The sequence below is a fragment of the Variovorax sp. GW821-FHT09A10 genome (assembly GCF_059418385.1).
Window position 1 is genome coordinate 956718 of sequence record NZ_JBWKPT010000001.1, and the last position, 12741, is coordinate 969458.

The 12741-nt window shown below is 69.7% G+C and carries 15 protein-coding genes; 3 read left to right on the forward strand and 12 right to left on the reverse strand.

The features are described 5' to 3' along the window. Window positions 1–3: 3 nt before the first annotated feature. The 6 genes from AC07Q9_RS04545 to modB form a co-directional block, all read right to left on the reverse strand. The gene (locus AC07Q9_RS04545; protein ID WP_495307655.1) at window positions 4–294 is read right to left on the reverse strand and encodes a hypothetical protein; all 291 of its coding nucleotides are present in this window, start codon (window positions 292–294) and stop codon (window positions 4–6) included. Next, window positions 291–2633 (reverse strand): FdhF/YdeP family oxidoreductase, encoded by a 2343-nt coding sequence (locus AC07Q9_RS04550; protein WP_495307657.1) that lies wholly within the window; start codon window positions 2631–2633, stop codon window positions 291–293. Before AC07Q9_RS04550 ends, AC07Q9_RS04545 begins: the two co-directional genes overlap by 4 nt. 78 nt (window positions 2634–2711) lie before the next feature. Next, a complete protein-coding gene (locus tag AC07Q9_RS04555; protein ID WP_495307658.1) occupies window positions 2712–2888 on the reverse strand; it encodes a hypothetical protein in 177 nt (58 codons plus the stop codon). Between the two features lie 34 nt (window positions 2889–2922). Then, entirely contained in the window at window positions 2923–3711 is a 789-nt protein-coding gene (locus AC07Q9_RS04560; RefSeq protein WP_369644450.1) for an ABC transporter ATP-binding protein, read from the reverse strand. Further along, window positions 3708–4457 (reverse strand): molybdate ABC transporter substrate-binding protein, encoded by a 750-nt coding sequence (modA, locus tag AC07Q9_RS04565; RefSeq protein WP_495307661.1) that lies wholly within the window; start codon window positions 4455–4457, stop codon window positions 3708–3710. Before modA ends, AC07Q9_RS04560 begins: the two co-directional genes overlap by 4 nt. Window positions 4458–4483: 26 nt before the next feature. Beyond that, a complete protein-coding gene (gene modB, locus AC07Q9_RS04570) occupies window positions 4484–5173 on the reverse strand; it encodes a molybdate ABC transporter permease subunit (RefSeq protein ID WP_495307663.1) in 690 nt (229 codons plus the stop codon). A gap of 115 nt (window positions 5174–5288) precedes the next feature. Between modB and AC07Q9_RS04575 the strand changes: the two genes are divergently transcribed. Then, complete coding sequence (locus AC07Q9_RS04575; RefSeq protein WP_070061480.1) at window positions 5289–5528, forward strand: hypothetical protein; 240 nt, start codon at window positions 5289–5291, stop codon at window positions 5526–5528. Beyond that, on the forward strand, window positions 5525–6205 hold the full coding sequence (locus tag AC07Q9_RS04580) for a nitroreductase family protein (protein WP_495307665.1): 681 nt from the start codon (window positions 5525–5527) through the stop codon (window positions 6203–6205). The genes AC07Q9_RS04575 and AC07Q9_RS04580 overlap by 4 nt, the downstream gene beginning before the upstream one ends. Here the strand turns inward: AC07Q9_RS04580 and tsaA are convergent. From tsaA to apbC, 4 genes are all read right to left on the reverse strand, one after another. Next, window positions 6166–6663: a tRNA (N6-threonylcarbamoyladenosine(37)-N6)-methyltransferase TrmO gene (tsaA, locus tag AC07Q9_RS04585; protein WP_159274924.1), complete on the reverse strand. Its 498-nt coding sequence runs from the start codon at window positions 6661–6663 to the stop codon at window positions 6166–6168. The genes AC07Q9_RS04580 and tsaA overlap by 40 nt on opposite strands. Continuing rightward, window positions 6660–7007, reverse strand: coding sequence for a winged helix-turn-helix domain-containing protein (locus tag AC07Q9_RS04590; protein ID WP_062478989.1), 348 nt, complete (start codon window positions 7005–7007; stop codon window positions 6660–6662). Before AC07Q9_RS04590 ends, tsaA begins: the two co-directional genes overlap by 4 nt. Window positions 7008–7059: 52 nt before the next feature. Continuing rightward, window positions 7060–8010: a LysR family transcriptional regulator gene (locus AC07Q9_RS04595; RefSeq protein WP_139700229.1), complete on the reverse strand. Its 951-nt coding sequence runs from the start codon at window positions 8008–8010 to the stop codon at window positions 7060–7062. A gap of 77 nt (window positions 8011–8087) precedes the next feature. Further along, a complete protein-coding gene (apbC, locus tag AC07Q9_RS04600) occupies window positions 8088–9179 on the reverse strand; it encodes an iron-sulfur cluster carrier protein ApbC (protein WP_495307667.1) in 1092 nt (363 codons plus the stop codon). A gap of 107 nt (window positions 9180–9286) precedes the next feature. On the opposite strand from apbC, the gene AC07Q9_RS04605 reads away from it, so the two are divergent. Next, window positions 9287–10492 carry a patatin-like phospholipase family protein gene (locus AC07Q9_RS04605; RefSeq protein ID WP_495307669.1) on the forward strand — a complete coding sequence of 402 codons (1206 nt, stop codon included), beginning with the start codon at window positions 9287–9289 and terminating at the stop codon, window positions 10490–10492. Between the two features lie 31 nt (window positions 10493–10523). On the opposite strand, the gene AC07Q9_RS04610 is transcribed toward AC07Q9_RS04605, so the two are convergent. After that, entirely contained in the window at window positions 10524–11405 is an 882-nt protein-coding gene (locus AC07Q9_RS04610) for an alpha/beta hydrolase (protein ID WP_495307671.1), read from the reverse strand. A 111-nt stretch (window positions 11406–11516) separates the two neighbouring features. After that, the gene (locus tag AC07Q9_RS04615) at window positions 11517–12740 is read right to left on the reverse strand and encodes a M20 family metallo-hydrolase (RefSeq protein ID WP_495308221.1); all 1224 of its coding nucleotides are present in this window, start codon (window positions 12738–12740) and stop codon (window positions 11517–11519) included. Window position 12741 lies beyond the last annotated feature (1 nt).

Genomic DNA, 12741 nt, shown 5'->3' on the forward strand with positions numbered 1-12741 from the left:
CGCTCAGCCGGGTTTTTCGTCAGCCGGCAGGCGCTCGACCACCGCGCGCCCGGCGTCGGTGAGGTGCGCGACCCAGCGATCGTCCAGCTGCACCACGCGCACCCAGCCCGGTCCGCGCACGCCGCCCAGTGCGGCATCGCCCATCAGCGTGAGCTGGCGCATGACCACGCTCGCGCCCTGCCCCAGCCGCTTGCCCAGGCGCGGCAGCGACATGCCGCCCTCGCCCGGTGCTTCGGCGAGCGCGCGCAGGATCGCGATGGAGAAAGCGTCGGCGTCGAACCCGGAATCGCTCATGCCGCCACGGCGTCAGCCTGCGCCGCGACCGGCGCCACATGCAGCGACAGCACCACGGGGATCGACTTGGAGGTCGGCGTGCCCGCGTTCTCGGCCACCGACGACAGCGGCACCAACGGATTCGTCTCGGGGTAGTAGGCCGCGAGGTTGCCGCGCGGGATGTCGTACGCGACCAGCTTGAAGCGGTCGGCGCGGCGCTCCTGGCCGTCGCTCCACACGGTCTGGATGTCGACCCAGTCGCCGTCCTTCATGCCGAGCTGGCGGATGTCGTCGGCGTGGATGAACACCACGCGGCGCTGGCCGAACACGCCGCGGTAGCGGTCGTCCATGCCGTAGATGGTGGTGTTGTACTGGTCGTGCGAGCGCGTGGTGAGCAGCGTGAACACCAGCGTATCGCGCTGCGACGCAAAGCGCGCGCGGGCCCGGTGCGCGTGCGTGTCCAGCGGCACGGCGTGCGTGAAGAACACGGCCTTCTTCGACGCGGTGGCCCACACGCGCTCGCTCGCCGTGTTGCGCAGGCGGAAGCCGCCGGGGTGCGCCACGCGCGCGTTGAAGTCCTTGAAGTCGTCGAACACGGCTTCGATCTTGTCGCGGATGCGGGCGTAGTCTTCGACGAGCCAGAGCCACGGCGTCCTGCTGCGCGCGCCGATGGTGGCTGCAGCAAGGCGCGCGACGATGGCCGGCTCGGACAGCAGGTGCTCCGACGCCGGCGGGTTGATGCCCATCGAGATGTGGACCATGCTCATCGAGTCCTCGACCGTCACGCCCTGCGGGCCGTTCGCCTGCATGTCGATCTCGGTGCGGCCCAGGCACGGCAGGATGAGCGCCTCGCGCCCGTGGATGATGTGACTGCGGTTGAGCTTGGTCGTCACGTGCACCGTGAGGTCGCACTGCTGCAGCGCCTTCCAGGTCTGGTAGGTGTCGGGCGTGGCGGCCGCGAAGTTGCCGCCCAGCGCGAAGAACACCTTGCCCTTGCCGTCGAGCATGAGCTGGATCGCCTCGACCGTGTCCACGCCGTTCTCGCGCGGCGGCTCGAAGCCGAACACCTGCTGCAGCCGGTCGAGCAGCGCGGCCGGCGGCTTTTCCCAGATGCCCATGGTGCGGTCGCCCTGCACGTTGCTGTGGCCGCGCACCGGGCAGGCGCCCGCGCCTTCGCGGCCCATGTGGCCGCACAGCATGAGCCAGTTGCCGATCATCTGGATCGTGGCCACCGAATGCTGGTGCTGCGTGATGCCCATGCCCCAGCAGGCGATGACCCGCTTGGCGCCCAGGTACACGTCGGCCGCCGCGCGCATCTGCGCTTCGCTCAGACCCGACTCCTGCACCAGCAGCGGCCACGATTCGGCGCGCAGGTCGTCGGCCAGCGCCTCGAAACCCAGGGTGTGCTCGGCGATGAATGCGTGGTCGAGCACCGAAGGCTCGCCGCGCGCCACCGCCGCGTCTTCGCGCTCGATGACGTGCTTCATCATCCCCTTCACCGCCGCGAAGTCGCCGCCCACGCGCAGCTGGAAGTAGTGCGTGCTGATCGGCGTGGAGCCCAGCGTGGCCATCTCGAGCTTGTCCTGCGGGTCGGCAAAGCGCTCCAGGCCGCGCTCGCGCAGCGGATTGAAGCTCACGATGCGCGCGCCGCGCTTGGACGCCGCGCGCAGTTCGCCGAGCATGCGCGGGTGGTTGGTGCCCGGGTTCTGGCCGAAGATGAAGATCGCGTCGGCCTTCTCGAAGTCTTCCAGCGTGACCGTGCCCTTGCCCACGCCCAGCTGCGGGCGCATGCCGCTGCCGCTGGGCTCGTGGCACATGTTCGAGCAGTCGGGAAAATTGTTGGTGCCGTACTCGCGCACGAACAGCTGGTACAGGAAGGCCGCCTCGTTGCTCGCGCGGCCCGAGGTGTAGAAGATGGCCTGGTTCGGATCGGGCAGCGCGTTCAGGTGCTTCGCAATGCGCGCGAAGGCGTCGTCCCAGTCGATGGGCACGTACTTGTCGCTCGCCGCGTCGTAGGCCATGGGGTGCGTGAGGCGGCCCTGGTCCTCGAGCCAGAAATCGCTCTGCTGGGCCAGCTCGGCCACGGTGTGCTTGGCAAACAGCTCCGGGCCCGCGCGCCGCGCGGTGGCCTCGGCCGCCACGGCCTTCACGCCGTTCTCGCAGAACTCGAAGGTCGAGGCATGGTTGCGGTCGGGCCAGGCGCAACCGGGGCAGTCGAAACCGTCGGGCTGGTTGGCCGAGAGCAGCGTCTTCGCGCCCTTGACCGGAATGTCCTGCCGCAACAGCGCATTCGTCACGCTGCGCAACGCGCCCCAGCCACCGGCGGGGCCCTTGTAAAACTCGATCTTCTGCTCGCTCATGGCGGCAGTGTTGGCCTGTGGGGGCGTGGCGTCAAATTGAATCGCGACATGCGGCGATTCAAAATGGAAATGATGGGCTCAGCGATGCGTCGGCTTCTGTCGCTTCGCCGCCAGCTCGAGCTTCGCCGTGAGGCGTCGCATCAGCTCGTTCGCGTCGACGTACCCACCGCTGCGACGAGCTTCAGCCAAGGATGCCAGGCCTCGCGCCAGAAATGCAGGTTTCGAACGCGCTGAAGAGACGTTGACTGATTTCATCGCCCGACTGTAGCGTCGAGGCCGTGCACAGCCATCAGCCGCGCGCACCGCCCATCAGCAAACCCCGCAGCTTGCTGCGCAGCGGCGTCTCCTCAACCTCCTGCACACCGGCAATCTCCCGCAGCGCAAAGTCGCGGCTGTCGGCGTTGTGCAGGTCGATCTCGCGCACCACCTGCCCGTCCTTGTAGACAAAGGCCACGTCGGCCAGCGCGAGCACGTCCTCGATGTCGTGCGTGATCATCAGGACCGGAATTCCCCATTGCTTGCGCACCTGCGCCAGCTCGTTGCGCAGTTCGGCGCGCAGCATGGGGTTGAGCGCGGCGAAGGGTTCGTCGAGCAGCAGCACCTGCGGCTCGCAGGCCAGCGCACGTGCCAGGGCCACGCGCTGCTGCTGGCCGCCCGAGAGTTTCTGTGGCCGGCTGTCGGCCAGCGCGGCGAGGCCGAAGCTGGCCAGCAGCGCCTGCACGCGCTCGGCGTCGCGGGCCGGCAGCGTGCGGCGGTGCCACGCGGTGAGCCCGAAGGCCACGTTCTCGCGCACCGTGAGGTGCGGGAACAGCGCGTAGTTCTGGAACAGGTAGCCGATGCGGCGCGCCGGCGCGGGCACGTCGATGCGCTGGGCCGCGTCGTACAGCGTGCGGCCATCGAGCCGCACATGGCCCGCCGACGGATGCAGCAGGCCGGCGATGGCCTGCAGGGTGAGCGACTTGCCGGCCCCCGAGGGGCCATAGAGCGCGGCGAAGGGAACGTCGGTCTGGAAGCGCACGGCAAGGTCGAAGCGCCGGGCCCCGTCCTTCACCGTGAGCTGCAGATCGACATCGATCATGGCTTGCCGAAACCGTAGCGCGCGAGCACTTCCTGGGCCGCAGGCGTCGACAGGAAGGCGATGAAGTCGCCGGCCAGCGCCTTCTGCTTGCTCTCGGCCACCACGGCGATGGGGTAGGTCACGGGCGTGTGGCCGGTGGGCGTGAAGGCGACCTTGACCTTGTCGCCGGCCACGGCCGCGTCGGTGCGGTAGACGAAACCGGCCTCGACCTCGCCGCGGCTCACGTAGTCGAGCACCTGGCGCACGCTGTCGGCCTGCACGAACTTGGGTTCGAGCACGGTCCACAGGTTGGCGTTGTCGAGCACCTGCTTGGTGTAGCGGCCGACCGGCACGGTGGCGGTCTTGCCGACGGCGATCTTCTTCACGCTGGCGGCGCTGAGGTCCTGCAGCGACTTCAGGCCGACGGCGCCCTGCGCGGGCTCGACCAGCACGAGGCTGTTGGTGACGAAGTCCTTGCGGGTGGCGGTGTCGATGAGCTTCTGGTCGTTGCCGCGGTTCATCGTCTCCTGGTCGGCGCTGGCGAACACGTCGACCGGCGCGCCCTGCCCGATCTGCTGCAGCAGCACGCCCGAGGCGGCGAAGTTGAAGCGCACGGTGCTGCCCGCCTTGGCGGCTTCGAACTTGGGACCGATTTCCTTGAACGCGTCGGTCAGGCTCGCGGCGGCGGACACGGTGATCTGCTGCGCGGCGGCGGCAAGCGGCAGGGCCAGGGCGAGCACGAGGGACAGAAGGCGGAACGGACGCATGGGCACAGTCTCCTAGAAAGTGGAAATCAACGAAGCGAGAAAAAGCGGTTCGACACGACCAGCACGGCAATCGACAGCACCGACGTGACGACGACCAGCAGCAGCGCCAGGTCGTCGTGGCCGGCCTGCACGGCGTCGTAGATGGCCATCGACAGGGTCTGGGTCTGCTTGGGAATGGAGCCGGCCACCATCAGCGAGGCGCCGAACTCGCCCATGGCGCGTGCGAACGCGAGCAGCGTGCCGGCCAGGATGCCGGGCCAGGCCAGCGGCAGCGTGACGCGCAAGAACACAGAGAACGGCGACTGGCGCAAGGTGCTGGCTGCGGCTTCAAGCGAGCGGTCGACGTTCGAGAACGCGGCGCTGGCCGACTTGAGCACCAGCGGCAGCGCGACCACGGCCGAGGCCACCACGGCGCCGTGCCAGCTGAAGATGATGGTGTAGTCGAAGTGCTCGCGCAGCCAGGCGCCGAGCGGGCTGCGGCGCCCTGCCGCCACCAGGATGGCGTAACCGATCACCGTGGGCGGCAGCACCAGCGGCAGCATGAACACGGCCTCGAGCACGCCCGAGCCGGTGAACTGCTTGCGCGCGAACACCCAGCCCAGCGCCACGCCCGCGACCAGCGCCAGCAAGGTCGCGACCGCCGCGACCTGCAGCGACAGGACCAGCGGCGACCAGTCGGTGGTTGTGATGAGCGAAGAAGTGGTCGTCGTGTTCATTGAGATACGGCGTAATTGTTACATGAGCGGCCTTCTGGTTCCCACGGGGATGCACGGATGCGCCGGTCTTCATATACTGGCGAATACAGCGTTGGAGACTTTGTCCATCCGCCCCATGCGCCTTTCCCCTCATGACACCGTTGTCCGCTCGACCTCCGGCAGGCCCGAGCTTCGCCATGTGACGCAGGTGCACGAATGGCGCATCGAGCGCACGCTGGACGCCGGCGGCTTCGTGCTGTCGATCATCGCGCCGGGCGGCGAGAGCCAGTCGTTCCTGGTGGCACCGGGCGACGCGCAGGACATCGGCGAGGTGCTGCGCCGCAGCGCCGCGTGGACCGACCGGCGCGAGCAATGACAACGATGTGGCGCCACATGACGGGTGCGGAACGCATCCTCGAAGTCCTGCTGACGCGGCGCTCGGTCTCGCCGCGGCGGCTGCAATCGCCCGGCCCGAACCCCGACGAGCTCGACGCCATCCTCCAGGCCGGCCTGCGCGCGCCCGACCACGGCGGGCTGCATCCGTGGCGCGTGATCGAGTTCCGCCCGCAGAACCGCGAGGCGCTGGCCTGGTGTTTCGAGCAGGAGAAGCTGCGCCGCGATCCGCTCGCCAGCCCGACCGACCTGCGGCGCGCCCGCGAGCACGCCACGCGCCCGCCACTGTTGCTGGGCTTCGTGGTGTCGCCGCGCGAGCGCAGCAAGATCCCCGCGCGCGAGCAGTGGCTGGGCGCCGGCGCGGCGCTGGGCAACCTGCTGGCCGCCGCGCACCAACTGGGCTACGGCGCCATCGTGCTCAGCGGCGAACGCTGCTTCGACGAGACGCTGGTGCGCCAGGTCGGCGTGCAGCCGGGCGAGTACCTGGCGGGCTTCATCAGCATGGGCACGATCCGCGAGGCACCGCCGCAGGCGCGCGAGACGCTGTCGCAGGACGTGTGGTCGTGCTGGCAGGGCGACCTGCTGCCGGGCGCGGCCGGCGATGCGTCAGCCGACGGCGATCAGTCCATCCGGCCGTCGGAGCGCGTGCGCGGCAGCTGATCGAGCCGCGCGCCGAACCAGCCCACGCGCTCGGTCTCGCGCACGTCGAAGCGTGGCACGTAGGGCTTGATGTCGAGCACGGGCGTGCCGTCGATCATGTCGTTGCCGCTGAAATGCAGCGTCGTGCCCTCCACCGCCGTGAGCCGCACGATCGACAGGCCCAGCCGGTTGGGCCGCGCGGGCGCGCGCGTGGCGAACACGCCATGCGTGGCGTCGTCCAGGAACGGCACCACCTCGAGCCGCTCATGCGCGCAGCGGTGCAGGTGCGTGACGAGGATCAGGTAGTCGAAGCCTTCGATGTCGCGCAGCCCCGGTGCGAATTCGGCGAACACCTCCAGGCGCCCCACTTCGTCGGGCGCGCCGGCCGTCTGGATGGGCATGCCCGAGGTCTCGGTGAAGCGGCTGCGCACGATGCCGACCGGGCGGCAGACGACGGGGTCGATGTCGGCGGCGTTCATGGGGCCAGCAGGCGCGTGAGCGCGCGAACGTCGGCGGCCGTCGCCAGGCGTGCGGCGTTCTCGATGGCGCGGTAGCGCTTCACGATGTCTTCGCCCACCGGCGTGAGCGCCGTGCCGCCGCCGCGCGAGCCGCCGGCGGCGGTGTTCACTGCGGGTGAGGCCAGCGTCTGGTTCATCTCGTCGATCAGCATCCACGCGCGGCGGTACGACATGCCGAGCAGGCGGGCCGCCGCCGAGATCGAGCCGGTCTCGGCCACGGCTTCGAGCACGGCGATCTTGCCGGGGCCGATGGCGATGGTGTCGTCCCGATAGATGCGCAGGCGGAACTGGGCTTTGGATTTCATGATGGCGCGAAGGGTAAACCATCCAGGTGCCGTCGGCACCCGTGGGCCGGGGCTACGCGGCGTCGAGCGCGCCGCTGTGCTGGCGCGCCTGCGCCTGCCATTCGGGCGTCTGCAGGAAGGCCAGCGCCGCATCGAGCGCCCGCGCGGGCCGCACGCCCTCCTGCGTCATGAAGCCGATGGGCGTACGCACCTCGGGCGCCACCAGCGGCAGCGCCTCCAGTTCGCGGTGGCTGCGCACGGCCGCCACCATGGCGCCGGGCAGCACGCTGCTGACGGTGCCCGCGCTCACGGCCAGCGCGAGCGTGAGCACCGAGTTGGTCTCGATGGCCGGCGCCACCGCCGCCACGCCCGCCTCGCGCAGGGCCTGGTCGATGATGGCGCGGTTGTGCATGTCGGGCGTGAGCAGGCACAGCGGCAGCTTGCCGGCCTCGGCCCAGGCGATGGGGCGGCCGATGCGCAGCCGGTCGGCCGAAGGCTTCTTCGCGCGCCGCAGCAAAAAGTAATGCTCGATGCTCTGCGGCCAGGCCTTGAGCTTGACGCCCGGCAGGTGCATGCGCTCGGTGTAGCCCAGGGCGAGGTCGACCGAGAGGTTCTCCAGGCCCGTCTCCAGCTCCTGCGAGCTCATCGAAAGCACGGCCGGCACGATGCCCGGATGGCGCTGCTGCAGCATCGCGGCAAAGCGCGACAGCATCGGGATCGCGGTGGGCACGGCGGCCATGCGCAAGCGCCCGCGCGGGTCGCCGGCCTCGCTGCGCAGCTCCTGCAGCAGCACCTCGTTGTCGCGCAGCATGCGCTGCGCCGTGGCCAGCACGCGCTCGCCTTCGTGCGTGAGGCCCACGTACACGCGGGAGCGCTTGACGATGACGACGCCGAACTCGCCTTCCAGCGCGCGCAGCGCGTTGGACAGGGCCGGCTGCGTGATGTGGCAGGCCTGCGCGGCGCGGCCGAAATGCTTGTGCTCGCTGAGTGCGACGAGGTAGCGCATCGAGGCGAGCAGGTTCATTGCGTGCGTCCTTTTTCTTCTTGGGGGCTCTCGTTCGGGGCGCCTGCCCAGGCCCTCGCCCTGCCCCCGCCTGTGCCTCAGGTGTTCTTGCTGATCGAGATCGTCGGGAACTTCGCCGAGAAGTCCTTCGCCTTCTCCGCGATCCCCACCGCCACGCTGCGCGCCACGGCCTTGTAGAGCCCGGCCACCTCGCCGTCGGGGTCGGACACCACCGTGGGCGCGCCGCTGTCCGCCTGCAGGCGGATGTTGATGTCCAGCGGCAGCGCGCCCAGGTAGGCCATCTGGTACTCGGCCGCCATCTTCTTGCCGCCGTCGGCGCCGAAGATGTGCTCGGCATGGCCGCAGTTGGAGCAGATGTGCACCGCCATGTTCTCCACGATGCCCAGGATCGGCACGCCGACCTTCTCGAACATCTGGATGCCCTTGCGCGCGTCGAGCAGCGCGATGTCTTGCGGCGTGGTGACGATCACCGCGCCGGTCATCGGCACGCGCTGGCTCAGCGTGAGCTGGATGTCGCCGGTGCCCGGCGGCATGTCGACGATCAGGTAGTCGAGGTCTTTCCAGTTGGTCTGGCGCAGCAGCTGCTCGAGCGCCTGCGTGGCCATGGGGCCGCGCCAGATCATGGCCTGGTCGGCGTCGACCAGGAAGCCGATCGACATCACCTGCACGCCGTGACGCTCCTTGGGCTCCATGTTCTTGCCGTCGATGCTCTCGGGGCGTCCGTCCAGGCCCATCATCATGGGCTGGCTCGGGCCGTAGATGTCGGCGTCGAGCAGGCCCACGCTGGCGCCCTCGGCGGCCAGCGCCAGCGCCAGGTTGGCGGCCGTGGTGCTCTTGCCCACGCCGCCCTTGCCCGAGGCCACGGCCACGATGTTGCGCACGTTGGGCATCAGTTGCACCCCGCGCTGCACCGCATGGCTGATGACCTTGGTGACGATGTTGACCGACACGTTCTCCACGCCCGGCACGGCCTTGGCCGCGGCCACCAGCGACTTGCGGATGGCCGCGTGCTGGCTCTTGGCGGGGTAGCCCAGTTCGAGGTCGAACGAGACATCGCCCTCGGTGATCTGCAGGTTTTTGAGCGAGCGGGTCGCTGCGAATTCTTTGCCGGTGTTAGGGTCCGTGACGCTCTTGAGTGCGTCCATGAGCCCGTCGGGGGTGAGTGCCATTGATCAAACTCCTGAATGGCGGGTAGTCTATTCCGCCCGCCAAGCCCGTACCGGGACGCGCTCATTTCCCGTCCGAAAAACGCCGAAGAAGAAAAGACACCGACGCAATGCCCGAGACAAGCCCCGCCACCGGCCTGCTGCTGACAGGCGGCGGCGCCCGCGCCGCCTACCAGGTCGGCGTGCTCGAAGCCATCGCCGAGATCCGGCGCGACGCCGTGGCGGCCGGTGCGGCCATCGGCGGCGGCAACCCGTTCCAGATCATCACCGGCACTTCGGCCGGCGCCATCAACGCCGCGGCGCTGGCCTGCGGCGCCGACGACTTCGACCGCGTGGTCGCGCACATCGCGCAGGTGTGGGGCGAGTTCCGCGCCGAGCAGATCTACCGCGCCGACTCGCTCTCGGTGCTCGGCAGCGGCGCGCGCTGGCGCATGCTGCTCGGCCTGGGGCGCTTTGCGGCCAACTGGATGCGCATCAAGCCGAAGTCGCTGCTGGACAACACGCCGCTGGCCGGCCTGCTGCAACGCCTGGTGCCGCTGGACCGCCTGCCGCAACTCATGCAGCAGGGCCATGTGCAGGCCCTGGCGGTCACGGCCTCGAGCTACAGCTCGGGCGAGCACGTGACCTTCTTCGAGGCGGCCGTACCGATGGAGCCCTGGGTGCGCTCGCAGCGCCTGTCGGTGCGCGACCGCATCACGCACGCGCACCTGATGGCCTCGTCGGCCATTCCCTTCGTGTTCCCGGCCACCGCGCTGCCGATGCCGCCGGGCCACACCGAGTACTTCGGCGACGGCTCGATGCGCCAGTCGGCGCCCATCGCGGCGGCGATCCACCTGGGTGCGCAGCGCATCGTGGTGATCGGCGCGGGCCGCATGCACGAGCCGCGCGACGAGGCCGCGCCCAACACCCACAGCGGCTACCCGACCATGGCGCAGATCGCCGGCCATGCGCTGTCGAGCATCTTTCTCGATGCGCTGGCGGTCGACATCGAGCGCCTGCGCCGCATCAACCACACGCTGGGCCTCATTCCCGAAGAGGCGCGCGCCGCGAGTGCGCTGCGCCCGCTCGACCTGCTGGTGATCTCGCCGTCGGAGCGCATCGACATGATCGCGGCGCGCCACGTCGACGCGCTGCCGGGCGCCGTGCGGCACCTGCTGGGCGGCTCGAAGGTCGCGGCCGACGTGAAGGGCGGCGCGCTCGCGAGCTACCTGCTGTTCGAGTCGGCCTACACGCGCGAGCTCATGGCGCTCGGGCGCGCGGATGCGATGCGCCAGCGCGACGAGGTGCTGCGGTTCTTCGGGTGGGTGCCGGCCTGACGGCGCAGGGTGCCCGCACCCTGCCGCCCGCCTACTTGAAGATCAGCGCCATCGCATCGTCGAACGCCGGCAGGTCGGTCGCGAGGTGGCTCTTCGAGTAGGTCTTCTCCACGAGCGTCAGGCCCGGGTACGCGCGCTTGAGCAGCTTGTCGTACAGGTCGCCCACCGGCACGTAGTTGCAGCTGGTGGTGTCGCCGCAACGCGCAAGAAACAGCGTCGCGTTGAGCGTCTTGCCGTTGCGGGCGTCGTACATCCGCTGCTCCAGCACATCGATGTCGGCTTTCTGGAAACCGAAGGCGCCGTCGAAGGACAGGAAGTGCGAGAACGCGAGCGTGCTGCCCGCCCCTTCGAGGAAGAGCGCCATGCCCGTCATGCTGCCGCCCAGCGACAGGCCCGTGAGGATGCGCTTGCCCGTGTCCACCCGGTACTTCGATTCGATGAACGGGAGCAGCTCGGTCGTGAGGAACTCGTGGTACGCGAGCGCGCCCGGCAGGTTGAAATCGGTGCCCCTTCGCCCGGTACCGCCGATGCCGATCAGGATGGCTTCCACGCGCCGGCGCTCGAGAATCTCCTTCAGGTTCTGGAAGCGCAACCCCGGCGGGTTGTAGGCGGCATCGGCGTCCAGCGCGTAGATGATGGGCAGCGGCGCGGCGCTGCTGTCGTACGAGGGTGGCAGGTACACCTGCAGTTCGTAGGTGGCGCCGGTCTTCGACGACTGGATGGTGGCCGAGGTCGTTCGACCCGCCGCGGGTGCTGTCGTGGGAGGCGGTGCCACAGCCCCCGGTGCGATCGGCAAGACAGCGCCTCCACCGCCGCCCCCGCCTCCTCCCCCACCGCAACCCGACAGTGCCACCAGCACCGCGCAGCAGCCGAGTGCGGCCAGCCGGGCGCGAAGAATCCCTCTGAGTTCCATGAAACGCCTTGTTTTTTATGACGATGCGGCTTGCATCGCGCCGGATCATCGGAGGCGCGCAGGTCAGTGGTCAATGCCGTCGATACCGATGAGGACGATAGTTCGCACCCCTCAGTGCGCCTCGTCCAGCAGGCCCAGCACCACGTCCAGCAGCACGTTCGCGCCCTGCGCCAGGTCGGCGCTCGCCGTGTGCTCCTTCGGGTTGTGGCTGATGCCGCGCACGCTCGGCACGAAGACCATCGCGGCGGGCGCGATGCGCGCCATCATCTGCGCGTCGTGGCCCGCGCCCGAGGTCATGCGACGGTGGCTCAGGCCGCGGGCGTGCGCGCTGGCCTCGACGAGGCGCACCAGCCGTTCATCGAACTGCACCGGTTCGAAGCGCGCCAGCGTGCGGGCTTCGATGCTCACGCCCTCGGTCGCTTCGAGCTGCCGCAGGTACTCGGCCAATTCGGCCTCGGCGTCCTTCAGCGTCGCCTCATCGGTGTTGCGCAGGTCGACCGTGAGCGTGGCGCGCGCCGCGATCACGTTGATGAGATTCGGGTGCAGGTCGATCGCACCGACGGTCGCAACCTGGCTGCCGCCGTAGCGGCGTGCCAGCTCGCGCACGAACACCGCGATGGCGGCGGCGCAGTAGCCGGCGTCGTGGCGCAGGTGCATGGGCGTGGTGCCCGCGTGGTTCGACTGGCCGGTGACGACGATCTCCTGCCACGAGATGCCCTGCAGGTCGGCCACCGCGCCGATGGTGACGCCTTCGGCCTCCAGCACCGGGCCCTGTTCGATGTGCAGTTCGACGAACGCATGCGGCACCAGCGCGCCGCAGGCCATGTCGCCCGCGTAGCCGATGCGCGCGAGTTCGTCGCCCAGCCGCGCGCCGTCGGTGGCGACGGTGTCGAGCGCCGCCTCGAGTGCCAGGCCGCCCGCGTGCACCAGCGAGCCCATCATGTCGGGCATGAAGCGCACGCCCTCCTCGTTGGTGAACGCGGCGACCACGAAGGGGCGCAGCGTCTGGCGCTGGCGTTCGTTGAGCCAGCGCACCACCTCCAGGCCGGCCAGCACGCCGTAGTTGCCGTCGTAGCGCCCGCCCGTGGCGACGGTGTCGATGTGGGAGCCGGTCATCACGGGCTTCGCATCGGGCAGCTGGCCGGGGCGGATGCCGAAGATGTTGCCGATGCGGTCGATGCGCACGGTGAGGCCCAGGTCGCGCATCCACTGCACGAGCCGGTCGCGGCCCGCGCGGTCGGCGTCGGTGAGCGCGATCCGGCAGACGCCGCCTTGCGCGGTCGCGCCGATGGTGGCGTGGTCGTCGATGCGCGCCATCAGCGCGGCTTCGGCCATG

What these genes read in the sequence shown, in the direction of transcription:
- modA (WP_495307661.1), bottom strand. Translation starts at nt 4,457, where the DNA reads ATGCGTCCGTTCCGCCTTCTGTCCCTCGTGCTCGCCCTGGCCCTGCCG.
- AC07Q9_RS04610 (WP_495307671.1), bottom strand. Translation starts at nt 11,405, where the DNA reads ATGGAACTCAGAGGGATTCTTCGCGCCCGGCTGGCCGCACTCGGCTGC.
- AC07Q9_RS04595 (WP_139700229.1), bottom strand. Translation starts at nt 8,010, where the DNA reads ATGAACCTGCTCGCCTCGATGCGCTACCTCGTCGCACTCAGCGAGCAC.
- AC07Q9_RS04615 (WP_495308221.1), bottom strand. Translation starts at nt 12,740, where the DNA reads ATGGCCGAAGCCGCGCTGATGGCGCGCATCGACGACCACGCCACCATC.
- AC07Q9_RS04580 (WP_495307665.1), top strand. Translation starts at nt 5,525, where the DNA reads ATGACAACGATGTGGCGCCACATGACGGGTGCGGAACGCATCCTCGAA.
- AC07Q9_RS04560 (WP_369644450.1), bottom strand. Translation starts at nt 3,711, where the DNA reads ATGATCGATGTCGATCTGCAGCTCACGGTGAAGGACGGGGCCCGGCGC.
- tsaA (WP_159274924.1), bottom strand. Translation starts at nt 6,663, where the DNA reads ATGAACGCCGCCGACATCGACCCCGTCGTCTGCCGCCCGGTCGGCATC.
- AC07Q9_RS04550 (WP_495307657.1), bottom strand. Translation starts at nt 2,633, where the DNA reads ATGAGCGAGCAGAAGATCGAGTTTTACAAGGGCCCCGCCGGTGGCTGG.
- AC07Q9_RS04555 (WP_495307658.1), bottom strand. Translation starts at nt 2,888, where the DNA reads ATGAAATCAGTCAACGTCTCTTCAGCGCGTTCGAAACCTGCATTTCTG.
- modB (WP_495307663.1), bottom strand. Translation starts at nt 5,173, where the DNA reads ATGAACACGACGACCACTTCTTCGCTCATCACAACCACCGACTGGTCG.
- AC07Q9_RS04605 (WP_495307669.1), top strand. Translation starts at nt 9,287, where the DNA reads ATGCCCGAGACAAGCCCCGCCACCGGCCTGCTGCTGACAGGCGGCGGC.
- AC07Q9_RS04545 (WP_495307655.1), bottom strand. Translation starts at nt 294, where the DNA reads ATGAGCGATTCCGGGTTCGACGCCGACGCTTTCTCCATCGCGATCCTG.
- AC07Q9_RS04590 (WP_062478989.1), bottom strand. Translation starts at nt 7,007, where the DNA reads ATGAAATCCAAAGCCCAGTTCCGCCTGCGCATCTATCGGGACGACACC.
- AC07Q9_RS04575 (WP_070061480.1), top strand. Translation starts at nt 5,289, where the DNA reads ATGCGCCTTTCCCCTCATGACACCGTTGTCCGCTCGACCTCCGGCAGG.
- apbC (WP_495307667.1), bottom strand. Translation starts at nt 9,179, where the DNA reads ATGGCACTCACCCCCGACGGGCTCATGGACGCACTCAAGAGCGTCACG.